The organism is Maribacter litoralis (assembly GCF_902506355.1).
GTDB classification, from domain to species: domain Bacteria; phylum Bacteroidota; class Bacteroidia; order Flavobacteriales; family Flavobacteriaceae; genus Maribacter; species Maribacter litoralis.
On sequence record NZ_LR733271.1, the window covers coordinates 1885361 to 1910519 of the forward strand.

A 25159-nucleotide genomic window follows, 5' to 3' on the forward strand; every position below is an offset into this window, starting at 1 on the left:
TTAATTGCCAAATCCAAAAGATTTGGCGGACTAAGCAAATACGTTCTAGCCAATAAATACGGTCTTTAGACCCTATTTGTTATAGGTATTGTTAGCAAAAGTTATTTCTTTTTGTTCAGATAATTTATGATATGATAAATATTTTCAAATCTGTATTCCTCATTGTTTAATTTTTCCAGCATAACTTTATCATTTGCTAATAAATCCCTCATTTTATCCTTAAAATTTACGTGTCTGATTAGTGTTAATCCATCATTGTTTTCAATATAATAGAAAATGCCTTGTGAAAATATGTTATTGTCATTAGCCAAATTTTTATTCTTTGAAACCTTATATTCATATAATTTAGTCTTTCCGGTCAATAGTGATTTGAGAAAAGAAATTTTATCATCAAACAATTCAACTCTTTTTTTTGTTTTCCTAATAAACACTTCGTTTTTGAACCTGTAGCCTTTGATGTCTTTCACCTTAATTTTGTATTTGTTTCCCCTATCGCTCTTCAAAACGAGTTTTCCAAGTATAGGGTTACTTATTTCCCCATAAATTGTGTCATTTTTAATTACCACATAATCTTTAAGTCTTGGAGTAAGATTTACAAAATCACCGATTGTTTGAGTTATAAATCCCTTTTTTTGAGAATGAATATTAGATTCATATATTCCGTCATATACTGGCGCTTCATATTTATAGGTTTTGCCATTCCATCTTATTTCATTAATCCCTTTAAGATTATTACTGTAGAATTTAATTCCATCTAATTCAGGATTTTGGTTTTTGGAATATAAAACGATGTTATTAATCCCGCTTTCTCTAAGGAGTCCATAAATAGTATCGTTTTTATTAGTTATTGCGTAATCCATGTAGTTTTCTTGACTATATGTTTTAGAAACAACCATTAAGAATATTATTACTGAGAAAAATATGTATTTCATAATTTTTGCTAACGGTCTCGGCTAAGCGTAGTGCGGTAGTAAGGAAACTTTTCGTTTCCGTCTGCGCACGAAGCTAAAGCTTATTGTTTTGCTTTTTCTTTTTTGCTCCAAAGCTAAATCCATAAGATTTAGCGACTTCATACATATACACAGACCTTTCTGTTTTACCCTAAAGTCCGCATTACGTTTAGGTATTGTGCCTGTTGCACAAGTTAACGAAAAAACCATATAGGGTCAACGTGATCTTAACGTTGGGTCGTTAACTTTAGGTATGCAAGGAAAAAAGGAGTATCAGGAAAAACTGTTCGCCCGTTTCCAATTGAGCGAGCGTATACCGAAGAACAATTTCTACAGGCGTTTAAAAGAGGTTCTGGACCTGAATTTTCTCTATAAGCTGACCAAAGGCTATTACGGTGAAAGNCGTGAAAAGCCTTTCTCCAGTGCATCTAAAATTTAGGTTCATCTTCTGACATGGCATAAAAAAAGCCCCTTAAAGAGGCTTATATCGATAGCAATTATCTCTAATTATTGGCTTGTGCAACGGTTACTATTGTTGTGTTTAGTTTTCCTTCGGTTAGTCAACACCTGTAATATAAGAGTCTGCTTGCCATAAATCGTCCTCTTTAAAATGTAAGACATTAAATTTTCGGTTTGAACTTAAAGCTTTTTTCAACATTATTTTTCTCAATGTTGAAGTCCTCCAGTTCTTAATTACTTTTGGAGATTCTATAGCCATGACAAATTCCATCTCGAATAAGGGTCGTTGTTCCAGATACATTAAGTATACATCTCCGATTTTTTCCAATTCTACGGTTGGTTTGGCTAATTCTTTTTCTCTAAAATTAATTACCAAAGCGTCATTCATGTTTTCAGAGGTAAATATTATTGCGTCTCCTTTTATTTCATCTTTTGACATTTTTTTCAACATCTTATCAATCATTCTTGAGCATTTCCATCCTTTGTCCAGTCCCCCTTTTTTGAAGAGTGTTGTTACAGAATCATATTCAAAAGTTGGAATTTGTCCATAATGGATAATGTAAATATTCCTCTCGTTTCCAACCTCAGCTAATAATTTTTGACCAAAAAGAGATGTCGAAAATGTTATTGATATTAGACAAATTAGATATATTGATTTCATTTTTTTTTAAATTAAACACAACTATTGTATATGTGTACAATTGCACATATTCTCCAATATAGCGGAATATGTACAATTGTTTTCTATTTACTAATATAGTATTAAAGAATAAACCTACAATATTCACCTCGATCTTGATTACGGGAAACCATAAAGGCTATAAATTTTATCATAGTAATGAGTCAGTTATAGAAATTAGAAGCGAAATGCCATTAAAATAACGAACCGACCAAGTAGTCGGTTTTTTGAACGTAGAATAGGTTGTAATTTGCTGAAAGAAACGACGGCAATCGTAATAGTATCGACAAAATGCAAAGCGTACGTAGTTTAGCGGGCATTCTTTATTGCTAACAAACCAAGTGGTTTGTTTTTTGCGAGGTTTGGGGTGTACTTTTAGAACAAACTTTGCTGTTTTACGGGGCTTTCATGGTTTAATAACCACTGTTTTCTATGCAATCCGCCAGCGTAACCTGTAAGAGAGCCATCGGATCCGATCACTCGGTGGCAGGGCACTACGATCCACAACGGATTTCTTGCATTTGCCGATGCGGCAGCCCTTGTTGCATTGGGGTCACCTAATAATTTTGCTAGTTCTAAATATGATTTTGATTTGCCATACGGAATGTTCTGTAGTTCCGTCCAAACCTTTTTCTGAAACTCGGTGCCCTCTGGGTTCAATGTTAGGCTGAAATCGGTTCGTTTTCCTTCAAAATATTCGTTGAGCTGGTATACGGCATCTTCCAAAGATTCCGGTATCACATCGGTTAAAGGTTCATCTGAGTTGAGTACGGTAATGGCGGACAATCCGTAAGCGTTGCCTATAATTTTGGCAACGCCTAAAGGGGTTTTAATGTAAGCAACATCGTCCATGATATGTACTACTGATTATTCGTCTGGTGAAGTAGGTTTTTCTATAACTCCGGTAGCTTTTGCGCGTGTTTCCCAATTTTTACGGGCAAGACTCTGTAAATCGGCAATATTATCGCTCTCATCCATTATTTCGAGTCCTAATAGGGTTTCAATGACATCTTCCATCGTTACTAAACCACTAACAGAACCATATTCATCGACCACAAGTGCAATTGCTTCACGTTTTTGAATGAATATTTCAAACAAGGTTGGTATCGGCGTACTTCTACGTGTTACCAGTATTTCTCGTTTAATTTCTTTTAACGGTATCTCCCCATTTTTATTGATCATCTCTTCAAGAACATTGTCCTTAAGTACAAAACCGGTAATGTTGTCCATTTTTTCGGTATACACTGGTATTCTAGAGAAACGTAGCTTTGGGTTATCATCAAAGAAATCTGCTATTGTTTTCTCTTCCGATGCAATTTTCATCACCGCTCTTGGCGTCATGATATCCTTTACCAAAACTTCATCGAACTTCAATAAGTTTTTGATGATGGTAGATTCCGATTTTTCGAATACTCCTTCTTCGTGTGCCATATCGGTCATGGCATGAAAATCTTCTCTGCTTAATACGCTACCATGATGTTTGCCACCGCCTACCATTTTCGTAAAAAGGCGCAGCAACCATAGCAATCCGGTATATTTTAAGCCCAAAACCATAATATTCAGTGCTTTTGTAGAGAAATTCGCTAATTGTTTCCAGTACGTAGCACCAATGGTTTTCGGTATAATTTCCGATGCGACCAAAATAAGAATCGTCATAATCGTTGAAACTACCCCTACCATTAAATCTTCGGTAAATTCGATACCGAAAATAGAACTGGTTTCGCTACCGTAAAGTTCTGCATAAGCAGCTTTCGCCTGCACACCTACCAATATGGCACCAACGGTATGGGCAATGGTATTTATGGTCAAAATAGCGATCAAGGGCTGGTCTACATCTTTCTTAAGTGCTTCTAAGGTAGTTGCATATGATTTGCCCTCTTTCATTTTTACATTGATGAATGTGGGCGTTATGCTCAATAATACCGCTTCTAGAATAGAACACAGAAAAGAGAAGAAAATAGAAATGAATGCGTAAAATATAAGTAGTCCCATAGGGTTGTTTTAAAAATCTAAGATATTGATAAATATACTAATGATTGTGCTGTTTTGATCTATCAAATGCGCTATAAAATATTTGTTGAATGGCAGGTCTGATGTTCAGGTCGTAAATATTACGGTTTTTGCGGGTGGGATATACTCTGTTGGATAGAAAAATATATATCAATTGCTGTTCTGGATCTGCCCAAACAAAAGTGCCCGTAAAGCCGCTATGACCAAAACTTGAGGCACCTACTTCTGGTGCCGGATAAGCATTCGCCAATGTAAACTGCGCATTGTCCAAGTATGGCTTGTCAAAACCTAAACCTCTTCTATTATCATTTTCAGGATATTGAACCCGTGTAAATTCCTTTATGGTGTTCTCAGATATATATCGATTACCATTAAAAATGCCGCCCTGAACATACATTTGCATTATAATCGCTAGATCTTGCGCTGTACCGAACAACCCGGCATTACCCGAAATACCGCCTAACAACGATGCATTTTCATCATGCACCCAGCCTTGGGTTAAGGTGTGTCTATAAATGGTGTCGACCTCTGTCGGAACAATTTTACTGCTGAAATTTTTGGTACTTGGAAGAAAACCGAAGGTTTTCATACCAAGTGGTTTATAAAAATTCTCCTGCATATACTCGGCATAGGGCATCCCTGTTAATTGCGTAATCAACTCAGGGAAAATGAGGAAGGACAAACCGGAGTATTTGTATTTTTTCTCCTCAGAAACTTCAGACCGATTAATGATGCGGTACATTTTTCTATGGAACCTGTTTTTGACATAGATTCCATCATAGGCTTCGTTAGTAAACCGTTTATTTGAAGTGCTACGGATAAACCTCTTTTTAAACCGATCGTTATTTTTTAAGGTTCTGCTCAAGAAAACAATGTAGGGTTCTAAACCTGCTTGATGGGCTAAAATTTCACGAAGCGTAATAGATGCTTTGTCTTTTTGTCTTCTCCAAGGTTTCCAGTAAGTGCTTAAAGGCAGGTCTAAATTCAACTTGCCTTCATCTACCAATTTCATAATGGCAGGTAGCGGACCCAAAATTTTGGTCACCGAAGCCAGATCATAAATGTCATTTAAAGCTACCGGCTGAATACTATCATAGGTGTGAAATCCGTAGGCGTTATGAAAAATGATGTTTCCTTCCTTGGCGATTAAAATTTGAGCACCTGGAAAAGCATTGTTCTTTATACCATTTGTTATAATACTGTCTACTTTGCTGTAAATAGCGATAGAATCCAATTCATAGTCTGCCAAAGAGCCTACTTGTAAACTAGAACCTACCGGAAGCAACAAGGGTTTTGTTTCGTTCTTCTGAGCAAACCCAATCAAACAAAATAAACCGAAAAGTATAAACAAATAGTTGCGCATATTATCCTAATAGTTTCACGGCATCTTTAGCGAAATAACTAGCAATCATATTTGCACCCGCTCTTTTGATTGCAGTCAATTGTTCCATCATAACGGCATCATGATCTAACCAACCTTTTTCAGCTGCGGCCTTGACCATGGCATATTCCCCGGAAACCTGGTACACGGCAACCGGAACATCAACTTCATTTTTTATTTCACGAACAATATCCAAATAACACAAACCTGGTTTTACCATCACGATATCCGCACCTTCGTCAATATCCATTTGAGTTTCACGAATGGCTTCAAATCGGTTCGCATAATCCATTTGGTAGCTCTTTTTATCCTTAGGCACATTTTTGATATCTACGGGAGCAGAATCTAAAGCATCTCTAAACGGACCGTAAAAAGCACTGGCGTATTTTGCACTGTAGGCCATAATACCGGTGTTTAAATAGCCCTCATCTTCCAATGCTTCACGAATGCTAAGAATGCGACCGTCCATCATATCACTAGGTGCCACAAAATCGGCTCCTGCCTTTGCGTGAGATACGCTCATTTCGGTTAACACCTCTACACTTTCGTCATTCAGAATTTCTCCGTCCGCAACAATACCATCATGACCGTAAGAAGAGTAGGGGTCAAGGGCAACATCTGTCATCACCAACATATCCGGACACGCATTTTTAACTGTTTTAATGGCCAGTTGCATTAATCCGTTTTCGTTCAACGCTTCGGAACCTTTGTTGTCTTTTAAATTATCGGGCACCTTCACAAAAAGTAAAACCGATCGCAAGCCCATGTTCCATAGTTCTTTTACCTCTTTGGTCAAATTATCTAGACTAAGACGGTAGTAATTTGGCATAGACGGTATTTCTTCAATAATGCCTTTACCTTCTACTACAAATAAGGGTACTAAAAAATCGCTTGGTGAAATAATGGTTTCACGAACCAAACTTCTAATGGCTTCATTGCTTCGTAATCTTCTTGGGCGTATAAGTGGGTACATAATGCTATATTTATTTTTAGTTCTTAGATTCTTGACTTTTTTTGATGATGCTTTTGAGACGTTCTTTTCTAAGGGCAGCTTCTTTTTTCAATTTGTTCTTCTTTCTATCCATAAGCTTGGCATGCTTTGCTTTGTTCAATGTGTTTTTAGCCTTGCCTTTTTTTGCCATACCTGAATATTTATGTTCGAACGTTTTGTCTCTTTAATCTCTTAATTGTTATGCAATAAAACGTACATCTCTTGAAGTTTTACAAAAATAGGGGAATTTGAAGAATAGCTACAGCCGTTATTACTTATTTTTATGGGCTTAGCCGCTAAATGATTTTGGATGCAAAAACTAAGTGACCTCTTAAAGTTCAAATATACCTGGAGAACCTATCAACAAAAGTTTTTAGATGGTTTTCAAGAGCATATTAAAGATGGGCACTTGCACGTTATTGCGCCGCCTGGTTCTGGAAAAACAATATTAGGCTTAGAAATTTTAACCCGAATAGGTAAGCCCACCTTGGTATTGGCACCAACATTGACCATACGAAATCAATGGCGATCTAGGTTATTGGAATTTTTTACTGCAAAGCATGATTTTGAGTTTTTATCCCTTGATATTAAAAATCCCGATTTCATTACTTTTTCCACCTATCAGTCGTTATATGCTTTAACCAAATCTTTCGATGATAAGGGGAAAGAAATGTTGGTGGAGTTTATAAAATCTCATGGTATACAGACCTTGGTTTTAGATGAGGCGCATCACCTTAAAAATGAATGGTGGCATTGTTTGTACCATTTAAAGGAGATTGAAGGTCTTACTGTTGTTTCGCTGACCGCTACACCGCCATACGACAGTTCTACTACTGAAATCAACCGTTATTTTAGTTTATGCGGACCTATAGATGATGAAATTGCGGTTCCGGACCTTATAAAGAATGGAGATCTTTGTCCGCATCAAGACTTTGTCTACTTCTCAAAACCAGAAGAAGCCCAGATCAAGTATATCGTTAATTACAGGGAGCAGATCTTAAATTTCACCAAAAATCTTATTGCCAATAAGGGCTTGCAGGAAAAGTTGATTACGCAAGATTTCTACGTGAACCCTAAAGAATCGTTGGATTATATTTATCAACACCCTACATTTTTCTCCTCGATTATTATTTACCTGAATTCTTGTGGTTATGCCGTAAATGAACAGAATTTAAAGATACTTGGCTTTTCTACCAACGACGTAAGCTTCCCTAGTTTTACGTATGAATGGTCTGAAGCATTATTGCAAAATCTGTTAGTGGATCAACGCGAAACTTTTATGGCATTTGAGGATATTTTAATGCCTTTGGAAAAGGAGTTGAAGCGAATAGGTGTACTAGAGCACAAACGGGTCAATTTCGTTGGTGATGAGGTCTTGTACCGAAATCTGTCAAATAGCCCTAGTAAACTGGAGAGTATTTATCAAATCGTAAAAAGCACGGATGCAAATCTTGGTGCTGACAGTAGAACGGTAATTTTGGCTGATTTTATCCGAAAGGAGTTTTTAGATTTTGAAGGAAGCGATACTAAAGTATTGAACAAGCTTGGAGTTGTTCCCATTTTCAAATACATTTTGGCTAAACAGACCGGTGATGAAAAGTTAGGTTTGTTAACCGGTTCAATGGTTATAGTGCATGAAAATGCATTACTCAAATTTAAACAGCTTCTGAGTGTTGAAAAATTACAGGTACATCCTGTTGAGGGGTCCCTGGGATACGTATTTATTCATGTGCCCGATGCCCTTAAAAACAAAATTGCGGAATCTATTACACAATTGTTTGAAGACGGAGTGATAAAAACCCTGATCGGAACCAAGGCATTTCTTGGTGAAGGGTGGGATGCTCCTTGTATAAACACCTTGATCTTGGCTTCTTATGTGGGTTCTTTTGTTTCTTCCAATCAAATGCGAGGGCGAGCCATTCGAGTAGATGCCAACAATCCTGATAAAACCGGAACTATTTGGCACTTGGCTTGTTTAGATCCAACGGCTGCTGATGGTGGTAAGGACATGGAAAAACTGCAGCAACGTTTTGAAGCTTTTACAGGTGTCTCTCTACATAATGAAATTTATATTTCCAACGGAATTGACCGATTGGTATTGCCAATAGAATGGTCAGAAACTACCGATTTAGAAGCGATTAACGCAGATATGCTTGAACAAGCACAACAAAAATCTGAATTTAAAAGTAGATGGTATCAAGCGATTGAAAAAGGAAATGTTTTAGTGAGAGAATTGAAAATACCTTCAGCTAGCGACCAGCCTTTTGCAAAAACAAAGAAACTACATGCTTTAAATGCCGGGAAGTATGTAATGCTAGAGGTCGTCTTGGGAGTTTCTATGTTTGTCCCTGAATTTTTGATAAAAAATATGGGTGCCGTAATAGGCAAAGGGGTTGTGCAAGTTATCTATTTATTTTGCGCCGCTCTTATTCTTGGTTTTGGTCCAAAAACGTTTAAAGCCTTGAAACTATACTTTTTGTTCGGCAATCAATACAAGAAAACAAAGAAAATTGGCAAGGCTCTGTTAGCCTATTTGTTAGATGATAAAACTTCATATTTCGAATCAAAAAATGCCATAATACATGTCGAACAGCATATAAAAGGAACTTTTTCCATTTATTTAAAGGATGCTAGCCAGCATGATAGTAATGTATTTATATCTCTTTTGGAGGAAATTATTGCACCAATTGATAACCCTAGGTATCTATTGGTCAATAGTAATTGGTTAAAGCGTAAGCTAAAAATTAGAAGCTATTATGTTGTGCCAACGGATATAGGTAAAAACAAAAAGGAAGCTTTACTCTTTCAAAAATACTGGAATACTCATGTAGATCGGTCAAAAATACAGTTTACAAGATCCCTTGAGGGTCGAAAAGTGCTTTTAAAAGCTAGATTTTCACATCTCAAATATCAATTTGAGGCAGTGGCAAAAAAGTCCATTACTTGGAAATAGTTTAGATATCAATTTCCCCGATCAAATAGCAAACGGCATTTCCTGAAATCTTTACCCGATCACCAAGGTACTCACATTGTATATTGCCGCCCCTTTCGGACAGTTGTTTTGCTGATAGGGACTTTTTATTCAATTTTTTCGACCAATAAGGAGTTAATGTGGTATGTGCCGAACCTGTAACAGGGTCTTCTGGAATGCCACATTGGGGGGCAAAAAAACGTGATACAAAATCAACGGTATTGCCTTTCGCGGTAACGATAACCCCTCTACAATCTAACTCATTTAGCAAATGAAAATTAGGAGTCATAGCCTCAATTTCTGTTTGCGTTTCATAGACCAGCATATAATCTGTTTTGCCTTTGTAGGTCTCTAAAGGTTTTTTGCCTATAGCTTCTGTGATTAGTGTCTGTTCAGATACTTTTTTAAGTTCATCGGTTGGAAAGTCCATGGTCAATGTCCCCTTTTCATTCTTTTCAACAATGAGCTCACCACTTCTAGGCGAAATAAACCGTAGAGTATTTTCTTTGAAACCATAGTATTTATAAAGCACAAAGGCAGTTGCCAGCGTTGCATGACCACAAAGGTCTACTTCAATTTCTGGTGTAAACCAACGTAGTTCATAATGGTCATCTTTCTGCACGGCAAAGGCGGTTTCTGCCAAATTATTTTCTGCGGCTATTTTTTGCATGAGGTCGTTTGCCAACCATTCTTTTAGAATACAAACGGCAGCAGGATTGCCACCAAACAATTCTTTGGTAAAGGCATCGATCTGATATATTTTTTGCTTCATGGCATTAAGATTTATTCAATCCCTAATTTACGACTTATCTCATCTGCTTTGGCGATCCATTTTTTAGGAGCGTCAAATCGGTATCCTACGTAAAATTCCAAAAAACTGATGGAGTCATCCAAAATAAAATTCTCATCGGAAGTGTGACTCAGTAATTGGGTGTTGATATTTACACCTCCAAAAAATGATTCGGAATTATAGCCACCGGTCATTCTAAAAACCAGTTGAGCCAGTCCGTTAAATGAGTTTTTTCCGTCGGTGCTTGAATAATTAAACCCTAAACCTCCAGTTGCTCCTGCAGAAAGTAAGTAGTTCTCGTCAAAAACCCAATTGTAATAGTAACCAGGTCCTACAGCCACCTTAAACGATTTTTCCAGTTGATTTTCAATTAGCGGGTCTTCTAATTTAAACTTGGTGTAGTAATAGGAGATACTGGGTATAAAACTGCCCACGCTCTGGGTCTGCCATTCATTTTGGAAACCGATAGCGCGAAACGAAAAATCGGGATTAAAAATGTAACTAGAGCTGCCGCCTATTTTTAGGGTTTTCAAGTCATCTACGGGCAAAGTAATGTCTTGGGTACGAACAAAGAATCCTTTTTGTTTATAATAATCTACAGTCTGCATGAACTGTCCAAAAAACGTTCTAATATTGAACGTAATTAGTTTAGAATCGCCATTATCCTTGTTTTCGGACAAGAAATTGGGTGCGTATCCCAAATCAACCTCTAAAAACCGAAATAGAATAGAAAGCCCCAAGTAGCTTTTATCGTTGGGTATGAACTCTGTTTTATTACGTGTAATTTTATCTCTAAGGGTAAAATTATTTGAGGTGGTCTGTAATGCCAGTCTCAACGTAATTTTATCAGGAAAGTCTTCTTTATATTGTGAATTTTGAGCAGTACAAAGGTTAATTGAGCAAAACATACCCAAAATAAGCAGTACTCTTATACCCATTCTTTTGGTGCTTTTAAAATATTCAATAATCGCTCTTCTTCACTGCCTTCTTCGGGTTGGTGATCATAGCGCCATTGCACATGAGGTGGTAAGCTCATTAATATACTTTCAATGCGCCCGTTGGTCTTTAAGCCGAACAAAGTGCCTTTGTCATGGACTAGATTAAATTCTACATATCTACCTCTTCTTATCTCTTGCCAATCCCTTTGTTCATTGGTGTAATCAAGGTCTTTTCTTTTTGTAACAATCGGTACATAACTCTTCAGGAAGCTATTTCCTACTTCGGTTACAAAGTTGTACCAATCTTGCATATCCATTTCTGGTGTTGCTTTGCAATAATCAAAAAAGAGTCCGCCAACACCTCTGGCCTCGTTTCTATGCGTGTTCCAAAAGTATTCATCACACCTTTTTTTGTAGGTGTCATAAAATGTGGGTTGATGTTTATCGCAAGCGGTTTTACATACTTGGTGAAAGTGAAGGGCATCTTCATCAAATAGGTAGTATGGCGTTAAATCTTGACCGCCGCCAAACCACTGATCTACAATTTCGCCATCTTTACCGTACAATTCAAAATAACGCCAATTGGCATGAACGGTGGGCACCATAGGATTTTTTGGATGTAAGACCAAACTGAGTCCGCATGCAAAAAAGTTCCCTTCCTTTACTTTGAAATAAGCTTTCATACTATCGGGAAGTTCCCCATGAACGCCCGATATATTTACGCCCCCTTTTTCAAAAACTGCTCCGTTTTCAATAACTCGGGTTCTACCTCCGCCGCCTTCAGGGCGTTTCCAAATATCTTCTTGAAAAGTAGCTTTGCCGTCTACCTCTTCCAATTTAGAGGTAATCGTATCTTGAAGTTGTTGTATGTAAGCGTAAAATTTATCTTTCATTTTCTAAGACGTAAAGTTCCATATCTAACGGGTCTTCGTTAGGCGGGGTATGTTCTTTTAAAAGTGTTTCTTTCCAAATATAACCACAATTTTCTGCTACCTTAATACTGCTAGGGTTAGATTTGTGTACTATGATTCTAAGTTGGTTGATGTCTTGCTGTTTAAATCCCCATTCAGAAATCATTTTAACGGCTAGTGTTGCAAAACCTTTGTTTTTATGGGTGTATGCAATGCAATAGGCTATTTCTGCTTCTTGAGTTTCCTTTTTTAATTCCTTGAGAAAAATGAGCCCTATAATTTTTCTGTTTTCCGGTTCTTTTAGGGTAAACAAATACTCTTTTCCTGCTAGAAATTCTGCTATTTTTTCCAACACAAAAATGTTGGATAAAGTTGGGTTCAGATTTGCCGCTACTGTTTTTGGAAAATATCTTTTGATATGATCGGCATTTGCACAAACAAAGTCGCACAGACGCCACCCATCTCGTTCTGAAATTGGATTTATTTCGAAATCTGGTAGTTGAAAGGAATTCATATGGCTACTGTAATTTCGGAAATTCTACAAGAATGCTGAAATAATCGACGTAATTTAAGCCGGTTTGTATTCTTTTACCGCATCAATAAACGCTTTTGCATTTTCAACCGGCACATTTGGTAAAATACCGTGACCTAGGTTTACTACGTAGCTGTCCTTGCCAAATTCATTGATCATTTGGTGAACCATTTTCTTGATCTCTGCTGGTGGTGAAAGCAAACGTGCAGGGTCAAAGTTACCTTGTAGGGTAATTTTACCACCACTTAAATAACGTGCGTTTCTAGCGGAACATGTCCAATCGACACCTAATGCAGATGCACCTGATTTTGCCATATCGCCCAAGGCGAACCAGCATCCTTTTCCGAAAACAATTACCGGAGCTTCGTCCTTTAATGCATCAATAATTTGTTGAATATATTTCCAAGAGAATTCTTGATAATCCATAGGTGATAACATGCCTCCCCAAGAATCGAATACTTGTACGGCATTAACACCTGCGGCAACTTTTGCCTTTAAGTATGCTATAGTGGTATCGGTAATTTTTTGGAGTAATTCATGAGCTACGACCGGTTGTGTAAAGCATAACTCTTTGGCTTTATCAAATGTCTTACTACCTTGACCTTGTACGCAATAGCATAAAATCGTCCAAGGGGATCCTGCAAAACCTATTAAAGGAACTTCGTCGTTCAGTTTCTCTTTGGTCGCTTTAATAGCGTCCATTACATAACCCAAGGTTTCATGAACATCTGGAACGATAACGCTGTCTAGATCCTTCTGATTTCTGATGGGATTAGGTAAATACGGACCAAAATTCGGCTTCATTTCCACATGAATATTCATTGCCTGCGGAATCACTAGAATATCGCTGAATAATATGGCGGCATCCATTCCATACCTACGGATGGGTTGTACCGTAATTTCTGATGCTAACTCCGGAGTCTGACATCTAGTAAAAAAGTCATATTTTTCTTTAATTGCCATAAATTCAGGTAAATATCTACCTGCTTGGCGCATCATCCATACTGGTGGTCTTTCTATAGTCTCACCTTTTAATGCTTTTAGAAATAGGTCGTTTTTTAAGCTCATGTTCTTATTATAGCTTTTAGCTGCTAGCCATTGGCTTTTAGTTATTTTTTATTTTACTAATTAGACTATTAATCATTTTAGATTCTATTGAAATCAATTCAAAAATGGATTTCAACTCGTCACTATCAAAAAATTTCAATTCTTCTGATATTATTAATTGAGTTTCTACTTCAAAAAGAGAACCTAGTGCAATCTCTAAAAATCGTTTAAATTCAACTTCACTATTTCGGCTGCATCCTTCTGCAATATTTGAAGGTACTGATATTGCGGCTCTAGAAAGTTGACTTTTAAGTCCGAATTTTTCTTCGCTTGGCAACTTTTGAACTAAACTATAAACATGCTTAACTATGGTGATTCCATTTTTCCATATTTCAAGCTTTTTAAAGTCCCTCATAATTTATTAAAAAAGCCAAAGACTAGCAGCCAACAGCTAAAGGCAATTTATTAATCTTCATAATCCGCATTCACCAATTCAATTACACTTTCTACAGTTGGTATTTTGGCTACTTTTACTGCTGTGAAATGTTCTCTAGCGGCTTTTGCAGTGGTTTCGCCAATACAATACGCCACCTTATCTGCTGAGTTTTCCTTTAAATAACTTTCAACATTTGATGGACTAAAGAACATGATGCCTTTTACAGATTCTGGTATGGACTTACCAGATAATTTTGTTCTATATGCTTCAACAGCATTGACCGTAATATTGTTTTCCTCTAAAATAGTGGGCAATTCTTCTAAACTTAGATTTCCATGAAAATAAGTCACCTCTGTACCGTCTATGAATTCTACTAGGTGATTGGCCAAATCTTTAGCATTGTTCTCATAATGCGTTATTTTACCAAACTTATTCTTTATAAACCGTCTGGTTTTTCTGCCTACACAATAGATATTCTCAAAATCCAATTCGGACACATCTCTACTTGCCAATACCGCTTCAACTGCATTTTTGCTAGTAAAGACTACATTCTTGTGCTCCTTTTTAAGAACAATAGGTGAAATACGATTAAAATTGATTTTTATGAAATCATCTGAATCGGCATTTACGGATAAATTAAGGCTAAGTTGCTGTTGTGGCGTAAGTTTTTTTGTAGAAAAAATATTTATTTCGGTACCGGCACTTGCCAATTCTGTCATTAAACGTCTTCCACCACGTGCTAAAATCGTCTTGGCACAGTCAATACCTAAATTTTGATGTTTGCCCAGTGGTGCAGTTAGCTCTGTTTCCAGTTTTTTACTTCCATCAACATTTAACAATACGCCTTTTAGCGTTACAATATTTTCTTTGTTGATATAGGCTAGAGCTCCAATAGGTGCACTACAGCCACCTTCCAATTCCCTAAGAAATTCTCTTTCAAGCGTAACACAGGTATCCGTTTCTTCATGGTTTAATTGTGCGCAGGCTTCTCGAACTTCTTCATTGTCTTCCATAGCAACAACCATGATCGCCCCTTGCGCAGGTGCTGGTAGCATCCATGTAAGTCCGATCGTGTTTTCAGGTTCCAAACCAATACGTTCCAAACCGGCAGCGGCAAAAATGGCACCGTTCCATTCGTTGTTGTACAACTTTTCTAAACGGCTATTTACATTCCCTCTTAAATCTACTACGGTATGTGTTGGGTATCTGTTGAGCCATTGCGCCTGTCTGCGTAAACTACCGGTAGCAATAACAGCGTCGCGTGACCCTAAGAACTCCTCATTGTCTTTAAACGCCATGATATCCATATAGTTGCCACGTTTTAAAACAGCGGCTTTAACGATACCTTTTGGTAATGCTGTGGGTACATCTTTCATGGAATGTACCGCAATATCGATATCGCCATTGATCATGGCAACATCAAGTGTTTTTGTGAAAACACCGGTTATGCCCAGTTCATAAAGGGGCTTGTCTAAAATTAAGTCGCCGGTAGATTTTACCGGAACTAATTTTACAGTATGGCCTAATGCTTGTAGTTGATCTTTTACGGTATTTGCCTGCCATAGCGCTAGCTCGCTATCGCGTGTGCCTAATCGTATTACTTTACTCATTTTTCGTCCAATTCTAATTGAAATACTTTTTGGATAAATTCTAAACTTGAATTGGAATCTACCGAGTCATCCTTAAGATGATTTGCAAATTGTTTGGTTATTTTTTGAATGATGCGATTCGTTACCAAATCGGCTTGATGCGGATTGAAATCTACCGTTTTTTTAGATTGGTAGTCTAATTCTTCATCCTTTATCGTCTTTAATTTCTTCTTTAAAGCCTTAATGACAGGAGCAAATTTTCTGGTTTCTAACCATTGGTTAAAATCATGTTTTACCTCTTCGTTTATAGCTTCGGCATCTGGTATAAATTGCTTTCTACGTTCTAAAGTCTCATCGGTCATTTGAGATAAATGATCTAAATGAATTACCGTAACATTGTCCATTTCAGAAACGGAAGCATCAACGTTTTTAGGTACCGATAGGTCTAAAATTAATAACGGCTTATTGGTATAGATCAGCTCTTTGGTAATTGTGGGTTTTTGCGCTCCCGTGGCAACCACCAAAATATCGGACTTTCTAATTTCTGATTGTAGATCCCCATAATCTTTAACCATTAGATTGAACTTACCTGCAATTTGCTCAGCTTTACCCTTGGTTCTATTGATTAAGGTAATGTGCGGATTCTTGGTGTGCTTTATTAAATTTTCGCACGTATTACGACCAATTTTCCCAGTTCCGAACAGCAAAATGTTCTTTTCAGATACATTTTCTACATTTCGCAAAATGTATTGAACAGATGCAAATGCTACCGAAGTTGCACCAGAAGAAATTTCGGTTTCGTTCTTAATACGCTTACTTGCTTGAATGATACTGTTACAAAGACGTTCTATAAAAGGATTTGCAATGCCCAATTCTTTTGAGCGTTTGAAACTTTGCTTTAACTGACTTATAATTTCAAAGTCGCCCAGTATTTGACTATCCAAACCAGTTCCTACGCGAAAAAGGTGATTGATAGCTTCTTTATTTTTATATACATATGCCACTTCTTGGAACGCTTCAACGGTTCCGTTAGAATGATCGCATAATAATTTTATGAGTTGAAAAGGATGTTTTGCAAAACCGTGTAACTCTGTGCGGTTACAGGTAGAGGTAGCTAGCAAACCATCAATGCCTTGATTTTTAGCTTCTACAAGTAATTTGTTTACCGCTACTTCGTCTAAACTAAATTTACCACGAGCTTCAGCATCGGCCTTTTTGTAGTTAAGTCCGATGGTATAAAAGGAGTCGTGTTTAGAAATGTGATAGTCCTTCATAAAGCGGGTACAAAAATATGTGCATACATTCAATAAAAACAACGCTAGAGGTACAATTAATGTCGTCTGCCGAATTTTTAGATAAAAAATGACATTTATCAGTTAATTAGCTATAATTTTATGGTGTTATCAGCGAATAGTAGGTGTTTTATTTAGATGCTTTCTAAATAGAATAAAAATAGAAATTGAAAAATGGAAGATAAAAGTAACGCTCAAGGGTCATACGATGAGGTTTTGATTGAAGACGGATTCTATGTGCTAAAGTTTCAGAATGAGGAGGATAGGATGGTACAGTATACCCGTGATATCAATAAGCGGTTCATACAGTTTCACTTCTGTCTTAAGGGAAGCGGAGCCTATAATTTTAATAAAGGAAATTATAGTCTAGATGTTAAGGAAGAGAATTCTTTACTGTTGTATAACACCCAATTAGACCTTCCTTTAAATTTGGACCTTAATCCAAAATCCTCATTGGTTTCTGTGGTGATGACCTTACGAAAATTTCACTCCCTCTTTACGGCAGAGGCAGATTACATTCCGTTTTTAAGTGCAGATAACAAAGAAAAAAAGTACTATGCACAAGAACCTTTTTCACCGTCCATTGCCGTTATATTAAGTCAGATCGTGAATTATAATCTACATCCTTCTATAAAATCGTTGTACGTAAAAGGTAAGATTTATGAATTGATTGCCTTGTACTTTAATAGAAGTCCTAATGCAGATATTGAACAGTGCCCGTATTTGGCAGATGAGGAAAACGTAAAGAAAATCAAGAAAGCCAAAGAAATTATTTTGGCGAATATGGCCGAACCACCAACATTGGCAGAACTGTCAAGTGAAGTAGGCCTGAGTTTAAAACGCTTAAAAGAAGGTTTTAAACAAATTTACGGTGATTCTGTGTACAGCTTTTTATTTGATCATAAGATGGATTATGCAAAGCGGTTATTAGAAACCGGTCAGTATAATGTCAATGAAATTGGGCTAAGAATAGGGTATAGTACCTCTAGCCATTTTATTGCGGCGTTTAAGAAAAAGTATAATACAACACCTAAGAAATATTTATTGGCATTAGCAAGTAGTTAATCTTTATAATGGTCTTGCCACCATTATTCCGGTATTGCTTTTTATGTTCTTAAGATAATCTGCTAGCGGCTTTTTTGATACCTCTACTTCCATAGATCCGGTAGATGCGTGGAGTAAATGAATTCTACCATCTTTTTCCCTAGTGGCAATTCCCGTATGGGTGACATCTAAGCCGTCAATAGAAGTGGCAAGTGCTATAATGTCTCCAGATTTGATTAAATGTTCGTTTTCTGCAATATCGTCTTGTGCAAGTACACAAATAGCCTGATTGTTCAGATAGTTTTCTGACGCCTTAATTTTTGAGTAATTAGTATCGTCCGCCAAAAACGGATATAGGTCTCTATGGGTGCTCATAAAATCTATGTCTTTCGTGATTTCAGCACCACCAATTTCACCCGTGATATCTTGCAGAAGTCCTTTCTCGGCATTATTGGCAATCCATTCAGAAAAGTAATGTAAACGAGAAGCGTAGCCATCTAGTTCGCCGTTTTTATATCTGATTGTTTCTAAGTTTTTAATGAATGCATCAAAAGAAAGGTCGTCAGCTCTTAAAAGTTTTGAAAGGTTTAGCACATTTTCAACAAAGGTGGTACAATCTAATCCATGAAGATTTACGACCAATGTTTCCGTATCGCCAATTTCAAGTGTCTTTGCTACATAAGGAGTCTTCATAAACGTTTTACCAACGCTCACCATAGTTTCACCGAAATTGTCACTATACATTCCGTCGATTTCAACTAGTTTGCTTTCAACGGCTGCTCTGTCTTTAGGTGAGCAGGTGATTTGTTGTGAGAATACTATTGATATGCCTACTAAAAGAAAAATGAAAAAAAGAATTTGTTTCATATCGCTAAATTAGGCATTGTTGTTTTCATAAGTAGATTTTTCCAACAAAACCCTATTCCTTGGAATACTTTCCGGGTAATTTTGTTGCAAGAAGGTTATTAGTTTTTCACGAACATGAACACGAAGATCCCATGAAGTTGGCGAGTCTTTGGCACTCATTAAGGCTCTTATTTCCACACAATTTTGTTTGCTGTCTGTTACTTGTAATACATTGACTTCTTTATCCCAAAGGTCTGTATTTTCCAGAATTTTGGTCATTTCCTCACGAATGGCATCAAAAGGTACATTGTAATCGGTATATAAAAATACCGTTCCTAGAATATCTGAAGATGTCTTGGTCCAATTCTGAAACGGCTTTTCAATAAAATATGGTGTGGGTACAATCAATCTTCGTTTATCCCATATTTTAACGACAACATATGTAAGGGTGATTTCCTCTATGCGTCCCCATTCTCCTTCAACAATGACCACATCATCTATTTTTATAGGTTGGGCTATTGCAATTTGAATACCTGCCAAAACGGTACCGATCATTTTTTGAGCGGAGAAACCAATAATGATACCCGCGACACCGGCAGATGCAAAAATACTTACCCCAAGTTCCCTTATATTTTCAAAACTCATGAGTATGGCACCAATGGCCAGTATGACTATAGCGAAAATAAAAATGCGTTCAAGAATATTAAATTGGGTATAGATCTTACGCGCCTTCAGATTATTTTCTACATGTACGTCGTAATTACTAACGATTACCGTTTTTATAATCTTCAATAAATTAAGTAATAACCATGTGATAGATAATATAAAAAGAATGGTACTTGTCTTTTTAAACCAATATGCGTAATCTTCTAATTGTAATAGTGTTCGTATCGACTCCGATCGAATCCAAATGGATATGATAATTAAAAAAATAGGACGGCTGATTTTTTTAAAGGCTCCGCGTGGTAATAAATATTTGGGGTCTTTGCCATATTTTTTAATGAAATATGATATAATCCAATAGGCTATTAAAACGCCTAGGGTAGATGCTATAAAGAAGTAAAGTGCACTTTTGGGAACCGTATCAAATAATGTGTTCATGTATAAGGTATTATAGTTCTTTATGAATTACAACTTACTAAAATTAAACAGCACTTAAAACTTATTGGGGCTGTAATTGGTTTGCTTTATGGAAGTATAGAAAAACTATTGCCAAAAATTAAAATAGTATCTACGTTCAAGTGTTATTTTTGCAAATGAATAACAAACACATACGCTATGAAAGGAGTATTATTGGTTAATTTAGGTTCGCCCGATAGCCCAACACCAAAGGATGTTAAACCGTATTTAGATGAATTTTTAATGGACGAGCGCGTCATCGATGCTCCTAAATGGTTAAGAACAATATTGGTAAGAGGAATTATTTTACAGACCAGACCAAAAAAATCTGCAGAGGCTTACGCCAAGATTTGGTGGGAAGAAGGCTCTCCTTTAATCGTAATCTCCGAGCGTTTTACGAATAAATTGAAAACACAGACCGAAATGCCGGTTGCCTTAGGTATGCGTTATGGAACCATGACCATTAAAAATGCCATGCAAGAGTTAAAGGATAAAGGTGTTGATGATGTGCTTTTAGTGCCTTTATACCCACATTACGCAATGTCTAGTTTTGAAACGGTAGTGGTTAAGGTACTGGAGGAACAAAAAGCTTCTTTTCCCGGCATGAAAATAACGACATTGCCTGCTTTTTATAAACATCCAGAGTTTATAAAAGTACTTTCTGAAAGTATTAAGGACGGACTAGAAGGTTTTGATTATGACCATGTATTATTTTCATACCATGGTATTCCAGAACGTCATATTCGTAAGAACGACCCTACCAGTTTCCATTGTAAAATTGATGGTACGTGCTGTAATGTGAATTCTGTTGCACATAACACGTGCTATAGACATCAAGTGTATGATACCACAAAAATGGTAAAGGAATATTTAGGGTTGAAAGAAGATCAGGTCAGCACTTCATTTCAATCGCGTTTGGCGGGTGATCCATGGCTAAAACCTTATACCGATTATGAGTTTGAACGTTTGGCTAAAGAAGGCAAGAAAAAATTGGCCGTAATTACACCTGCATTTGTTAGTGATTGTCTTGAAACTCTAGAGGAAATTGCAATGGAAGGCAAAGAACAATTTTTAGAAGCCGGTGGAGAAGATTACAAGCATATATCTTGTTTGAACGATAGCGACGCATGGGTTAAAGTAATGGCAAAATGGGTCAACGATTGGCAAACTACAGATGTATTGGATGTAGTGCCAAGTACATAAACACACTATTAAATCTTAGAAATCACCGCTATGAAAATCGAAGAAATAGAAATTATATTACAACCGTTAAGAGAGGAATTAAGAAATCATGCCCTATATAAGGAGCTGAAATCGGTATCTGATATACAGGTATTCATGGAAAACCATGTGTATGCCGTGTGGGATTTTATGTCACTTTTAAAGGCCTTGCAAGTAAACCTAACGTGTACCACTTTACCGTGGAAACCGGTAAAGAATACAAATACCGCTCGGTTTATTAATGAAATCGTTTTGGAGGAAGAAACTGATGTCAATGAATTGGGCGTTTTAAAAAGTCATTACGAAATGTACTTGGATGCGATGGTTGAAGTAGGTGCCGATACCAATAAAATAACCGATTTTCTTAATGGAATACATTCTCTTGATACTGTATTATCAGCTATTGAAAATGCTGATTTAAACGATGCCGTTAAGTCGTTTTTGAATTTCACTTTTGAAACGATACAAACACAAGAACCACATAAAATTGCAGCAGCTTTTACTTTTGGTAGAGAAGATTTGATACCCGATATGTTTTTAAAAATTGTGGAACAGGCAGGGGAAGATGCATATCCTAAACTAGAGTATTACCTAAGAAGGCATATTGAATTGGATGGGGATGAACACGGTCCGCTTGCTTTAAAAATGATACAAGAATTGTGTGGTGATAGTGAAGCTAAGTGGCATGAAGTATTGGAATGTTCAGAAAAAGCTTTGAAAGAACGCATTAATTTGTGGAGCCATATTGAAGCATCTATTAGGCAAACTTCAGAAGTATCGGGTTAATCATCGCAATTTATATGAGTATCAATTTCAACAAATAAACTACACACATGGCAAACGTTTCCGCAGAACAACTAGGAACGGAATCAATTTCAAGTTTGCTTATTAAACAGGCATTACCAGCTAGTATCGGCATATTGGTGATGTCGCTCAATGTGCTGGTAGATTCTATTTTTGTTGGAAATTGGATCGGGTCAATTGCCATTGCCGCAATCAACGTAGTACTACCTATTTCCTTTTTTATAGGGGCTTTGGGTATGGCCATTGGTATTGGTGGCGCCAGTATTATTTCTCGTGCTTTAGGTGCCAATAATAAGGAAAAAGCACTGCGAACATTTGGTAATCAGATATCGTTTACCATTTTGATTACTACCTCGATGGTTGCCGTGGGACTCACATTTGTTGACACATTGATACCTGCATTTGGTGGTAAAGGCTCCATTTTTGAGTTGGCTAAAATCTATTATGTCATTGTATTGTACGGAGTACCTTTTTTGGGTCTCAATATGATGGGCAATAATGTTATTCGATCGGAAGGCAAGCCCAAATTTGCTATGATCGCAATGATAATTCCTTCCATTGGTAATCTAGTTTTAGATTATTTGCTTATTAATGTGATGGATTATGGCATGGAAGGTGCTGCATGGGCAACCACTATCAGTTACTTATTGTGCTTCTGTTATGTCGTTTATTTTTTCTTATCGAATAACTCAGAATTAAAGCTAAAGCCCAAGTATTTACGAATTAAGTTTTCTATTCTAAAAGAAATAAGCTCGCTTGGCGTAGTTACTCTTTCTAGACAAGCTGTAGTGAGCGTTATTTATCTGTTGATGAATAATATTTTATTCGATTTGGGAGGAGAAGCTATGGTAGCTGTATATGCCATTATCGGTAGAATGTTGATGTTTGCGCTTTTCCCGGTATTTGGTGTTACGCAAGGGTTTTTACCAATTGCCGGTTTTAATTACGGTGCCGAAAAATTCGATAGGGTAAAAGAATCTATTTATACTGCAATAAAATATGCAGCAATATTGGCAACCATAGTTTTCGCCGGACTCATGATTTTCCCCGCAGAAATTGCTGGACTCTTTTTGAGCCATAAACCAGATATGAGTGCATTGGAGCTTGAAACAAATGCCTTTGTTCTAGAAAACACACCGTCTGCTATGCGTTGGGTGTTTGCCGCAACTCCTATTATTGCACTTCAACTTATTGGTGCCGCTTATTTTCAGGCTATAGGTAAGGCTGTGCCTGCTTTATTATTAACTCTTTGCCGGCAAGGTTTTTTCTTTATTCCTTTGATTTTAATCTTACCTAACTTTTTAGGGGAATTAGGCGTTTGGATTTCTTTTCCCATAGCTGATGTGCTTGCAACTATTGTTACTGGATATTTTTTAAGGAAAGAGATTAATAAAACTTTGGTGGGCTAATTTCTGATGTAAAACCAAACCCTAGTCCAAATCAATCGTAAGTAGCGTTAGAAACGCTAAAAAACACGAATATGAATTTTATTTTATCACAATTAATTGCCGTTGCTATATTTCTATTAGCATGGAAACTTAAAGAGTTAGTAAACAATCAAAATAGATATATGAAGCTGCTAGAGGAAGAGACTCCTAAAGCAGCTAAATTTAAAAATTAAGTTAGTTAGCGGGTTGTGCATGTAACAACTCCATCCCGGTAGAAGATCTTGGTTTAAAACCTGTCCAGTCTTTTTCATTTGAATTTTCCTGAACATTTAAAAATTTGGCGCTGTCTTGGTTTTTAAGATGCTTGCCTATAAATGCAGTTACAAAATGTTGGTTAACGTTGTTTATTTTACGCTGATCCCAAGATGGCTCTGCATATCTGTAGTACTCATCTATATGTAAACCAGGAGCTAAAGCTTCTGCTGGTGGTGGGTTGGGTGCTACATTATGTCTTGCGTTTTTATAAGTCAATAAGTATCGGTCTGCATTTACCGCACCTTCATAAATTGCTTTGATTCCTTTTTCGTAACCGGAAATATCATCTTGGCTTCCAGCAATAAAGAATGTGGGAGATTTTAATCCTTTTAATCCTTCCGCATCCCAAACTCCTCGTTCCATTCCCCATGGAGCAAATGCTACGATAGCTTTTATTCTAGCATCAGCCAATTTTTCGTATTCCGCATTTCCAGCAAGATTTACGGAGATTGCAGAACTACCACCAGTCATTCCTGTAAAAAATTGTCCTAAACCAGCACTATATCCGGCTCCGCCAACGTTTAATACTCCGTATCCGCCCATAGAATATCCTATGATTGCCGTATTATTGGCATCTACTAGTCCGGCTATTTTATTTTTAGAACCTTTAGCTCCTAGTTTTTCCATTTCATTAATTACAAAGCGAATGTCTTTAGGTCTATTAAGTAAAGTACTTTGAAATGCGTTCGCATCTTTAAAAGTTGAATCTGTATGGTCAATAGCAGCAACGATGTACCCTTTAGAAGCTAAGTTTTCCGTTAAATAGGTCATTAAATATCTAGAACCTACATAACCGTGAGATACAACGATTAAAGGAAATTTATTTCCTTTTAAGGCATCGGCATCTCTATAGGCTCTTCCTTTAAAAGTAAATGGTGTTAATGGTCTAAGCGTATCACCTCTTGTTCCCATGACTTCATCATACACCACGGTTTTAGCATCATTGTTTACGCTGGCAGGATACCAAACTTCAATAGTAATAGGTCTGTCATAGGTGGGGTCTTTGCCTTCTTTCGAATTTAAAATATCTACTTGATTAAGGTTAACCAGATTTACGGTCTGTACGCCAACTTTATATTCGCCTCTTGCGCTAAGTTCAGGGGCATCGGGTAGTTGATCTCCGTACAAAAAATCATTGGTTTGGGCATTTACAGTGCTAATTGTTAACCCATTGAAAAGGATGACAATTAACGATGCCGAAAATAAAAGTGTTCTAAATTTCATAATTGTTAGTTTGTTGGCTTAAATATAAGAATACTTTAATTATTTATCGATTTAGTTGTATAACCTTGAATTGCTGTTTTTTTCTTAGTATTAGTTATTGGTCCATTTAATGATACTTAGAAATTTAAATATTGATCGAAGATTGTCTATGTAATGGACAGCGGAATTCATAATGTGATAATTAAGCTTCTTAAGAGATGCTAATAAAATCTTAAAATCAAC

General features: G+C 36.8%; 24 protein-coding genes. 6 read left to right on the top strand and 18 right to left on the bottom strand.

What is annotated here, in order from left to right; genetic code table 11:
• Positions 1 to 101: 101 nt before the first annotated feature.
• The 7 genes from EXIGUO8A_RS07940 to EXIGUO8A_RS07975 all read right to left on the bottom strand — a co-directional run bounded on the left by EXIGUO8A_RS07940 (position 102) and on the right by EXIGUO8A_RS07975 (position 6621).
• Positions 102 to 932 carry a hypothetical protein gene (locus EXIGUO8A_RS07940; RefSeq protein WP_159302690.1) on the bottom strand — a complete coding sequence of 277 codons (831 nt, stop codon included), beginning with the start codon at positions 930 to 932 and terminating at the stop codon, positions 102 to 104.
• A gap of 574 nt (positions 933 to 1506) precedes the next feature.
• Positions 1507 to 2070, bottom strand: coding sequence for a hypothetical protein (locus EXIGUO8A_RS07950; protein WP_159302692.1), 564 nt, complete (start codon positions 2068 to 2070; stop codon positions 1507 to 1509).
• Positions 2071 to 2463: 393 nt separating this feature from the next.
• A complete protein-coding gene (locus tag EXIGUO8A_RS07955; RefSeq protein WP_159302693.1) occupies positions 2464 to 2940 on the bottom strand; it encodes a methylated-DNA--[protein]-cysteine S-methyltransferase in 477 nt (158 codons plus the stop codon).
• A 15-nt stretch (positions 2941 to 2955) separates the two neighbouring features.
• Positions 2956 to 4080, bottom strand: a complete 1125-nt coding sequence (locus EXIGUO8A_RS07960) for a CNNM domain-containing protein (protein ID WP_116771969.1) — start codon at positions 4078 to 4080, stop codon at positions 2956 to 2958.
• Between the two features lie 37 nt (positions 4081 to 4117).
• Positions 4118 to 5461 carry a serine hydrolase domain-containing protein gene (locus EXIGUO8A_RS07965; protein ID WP_159302694.1) on the bottom strand — a complete coding sequence of 448 codons (1344 nt, stop codon included), beginning with the start codon at positions 5459 to 5461 and terminating at the stop codon, positions 4118 to 4120.
• A 1-nt stretch (position 5462) separates the two neighbouring features.
• Entirely contained in the window at positions 5463 to 6452 is a 990-nt protein-coding gene (gene hemB / locus EXIGUO8A_RS07970) for a porphobilinogen synthase (protein WP_159302695.1), read from the bottom strand.
• A 16-nt stretch (positions 6453 to 6468) separates the two neighbouring features.
• Positions 6469 to 6621, bottom strand: a complete 153-nt coding sequence (locus tag EXIGUO8A_RS07975; protein ID WP_164674225.1) for a hypothetical protein — start codon at positions 6619 to 6621, stop codon at positions 6469 to 6471.
• Positions 6622 to 6780: 159 nt separating this feature from the next.
• On the opposite strand from EXIGUO8A_RS07975, the gene EXIGUO8A_RS07980 reads away from it, so the two are divergent.
• Entirely contained in the window at positions 6781 to 9423 is a 2643-nt protein-coding gene (locus EXIGUO8A_RS07980) for a DEAD/DEAH box helicase family protein (protein ID WP_159302696.1), read from the top strand.
• Position 9424: 1 nt separating this feature from the next.
• Here the strand turns inward: EXIGUO8A_RS07980 and EXIGUO8A_RS07985 are convergent, their stop codons facing one another.
• The 8 genes from EXIGUO8A_RS07985 to hemA are packed head-to-tail and all read right to left on the bottom strand — an operon-like array spanning position 9425 to position 16958.
• Complete coding sequence (locus tag EXIGUO8A_RS07985; RefSeq protein ID WP_159302697.1) at positions 9425 to 10213, bottom strand: PhzF family phenazine biosynthesis protein; 789 nt, start codon at positions 10211 to 10213, stop codon at positions 9425 to 9427.
• Positions 10214 to 10224: 11 nt separating this feature from the next.
• A complete protein-coding gene (locus EXIGUO8A_RS07990) occupies positions 10225 to 11169 on the bottom strand; it encodes a DUF4421 family protein (protein ID WP_159302698.1) in 945 nt (314 codons plus the stop codon).
• Positions 11160 to 12062, bottom strand: a complete 903-nt coding sequence (hemF, locus tag EXIGUO8A_RS07995; protein WP_159302699.1) for an oxygen-dependent coproporphyrinogen oxidase — start codon at positions 12060 to 12062, stop codon at positions 11160 to 11162. The genes EXIGUO8A_RS07990 and hemF overlap by 10 nt, the downstream gene beginning before the upstream one ends.
• Positions 12052 to 12594, bottom strand: coding sequence for a GNAT family N-acetyltransferase (locus tag EXIGUO8A_RS08000; RefSeq protein WP_159302700.1), 543 nt, complete (start codon positions 12592 to 12594; stop codon positions 12052 to 12054). Before EXIGUO8A_RS08000 ends, hemF begins: the two co-directional genes overlap by 11 nt.
• A gap of 54 nt (positions 12595 to 12648) precedes the next feature.
• Complete coding sequence (gene hemE, locus EXIGUO8A_RS08005) at positions 12649 to 13680, bottom strand: uroporphyrinogen decarboxylase (RefSeq protein ID WP_159302701.1); 1032 nt, start codon at positions 13678 to 13680, stop codon at positions 12649 to 12651.
• Between the two features lie 37 nt (positions 13681 to 13717).
• On the bottom strand, positions 13718 to 14074 hold the full coding sequence (locus tag EXIGUO8A_RS08010; protein WP_159302702.1) for a four helix bundle protein: 357 nt from the start codon (positions 14072 to 14074) through the stop codon (positions 13718 to 13720).
• Positions 14075 to 14124: 50 nt separating this feature from the next.
• Entirely contained in the window at positions 14125 to 15705 is a 1581-nt protein-coding gene (gene hemC / locus EXIGUO8A_RS08015) for a hydroxymethylbilane synthase (protein ID WP_159302703.1), read from the bottom strand.
• On the bottom strand, positions 15702 to 16958 hold the full coding sequence (gene hemA, locus EXIGUO8A_RS08020) for a glutamyl-tRNA reductase (protein ID WP_116771956.1): 1257 nt from the start codon (positions 16956 to 16958) through the stop codon (positions 15702 to 15704). The genes hemC and hemA overlap by 4 nt, the downstream gene beginning before the upstream one ends.
• Positions 16959 to 17150: 192 nt before the next feature.
• Here hemA and EXIGUO8A_RS08025 point away from each other — a divergent pair, with 192 nt between their 5' ends.
• The gene (locus EXIGUO8A_RS08025) at positions 17151 to 18041 is read left to right on the top strand and encodes a helix-turn-helix transcriptional regulator (protein WP_159302704.1); all 891 of its coding nucleotides are present in this window, start codon (positions 17151 to 17153) and stop codon (positions 18039 to 18041) included.
• 3 nt (positions 18042 to 18044) lie between these two features.
• On the opposite strand, the gene EXIGUO8A_RS08030 is transcribed toward EXIGUO8A_RS08025, so the two are convergent.
• Both EXIGUO8A_RS08030 and EXIGUO8A_RS08035 read right to left on the bottom strand, forming a co-directional pair.
• Positions 18045 to 18887: an N-acetylmuramoyl-L-alanine amidase-like domain-containing protein gene (locus EXIGUO8A_RS08030; protein WP_159302705.1), complete on the bottom strand. Its 843-nt coding sequence runs from the start codon at positions 18885 to 18887 to the stop codon at positions 18045 to 18047.
• A 9-nt stretch (positions 18888 to 18896) separates the two neighbouring features.
• Complete coding sequence (locus EXIGUO8A_RS08035; protein WP_159302706.1) at positions 18897 to 19967, bottom strand: mechanosensitive ion channel family protein; 1071 nt, start codon at positions 19965 to 19967, stop codon at positions 18897 to 18899.
• 177 nt (positions 19968 to 20144) lie between these two features.
• Here EXIGUO8A_RS08035 and hemH point away from each other — a divergent pair, with 177 nt between their 5' ends.
• The 4 genes from hemH (at position 20145) to EXIGUO8A_RS08055 (ending at position 23631) form a co-directional block, all read left to right on the top strand.
• Entirely contained in the window at positions 20145 to 21188 is a 1044-nt protein-coding gene (hemH, locus tag EXIGUO8A_RS08040; protein ID WP_159302707.1) for a ferrochelatase, read from the top strand.
• A 30-nt stretch (positions 21189 to 21218) separates the two neighbouring features.
• A complete protein-coding gene (locus EXIGUO8A_RS08045) occupies positions 21219 to 21992 on the top strand; it encodes a DUF3050 domain-containing protein (RefSeq protein ID WP_159302708.1) in 774 nt (257 codons plus the stop codon).
• A gap of 47 nt (positions 21993 to 22039) precedes the next feature.
• Positions 22040 to 23419 (top strand): MATE family efflux transporter, encoded by a 1380-nt coding sequence (locus EXIGUO8A_RS08050; protein ID WP_159302709.1) that lies wholly within the window; start codon positions 22040 to 22042, stop codon positions 23417 to 23419.
• A gap of 71 nt (positions 23420 to 23490) precedes the next feature.
• Positions 23491 to 23631, top strand: a complete 141-nt coding sequence (locus tag EXIGUO8A_RS08055; RefSeq protein WP_159302710.1) for a hypothetical protein — start codon at positions 23491 to 23493, stop codon at positions 23629 to 23631.
• A gap of 1 nt (position 23632) precedes the next feature.
• Here EXIGUO8A_RS08055 and EXIGUO8A_RS08060 read toward each other — a convergent pair whose 3' ends face one another.
• Positions 23633 to 24937 carry an alpha/beta hydrolase family protein gene (locus EXIGUO8A_RS08060; protein ID WP_159302711.1) on the bottom strand — a complete coding sequence of 435 codons (1305 nt, stop codon included), beginning with the start codon at positions 24935 to 24937 and terminating at the stop codon, positions 23633 to 23635.
• Positions 24938 to 25159 lie beyond the last annotated feature (222 nt).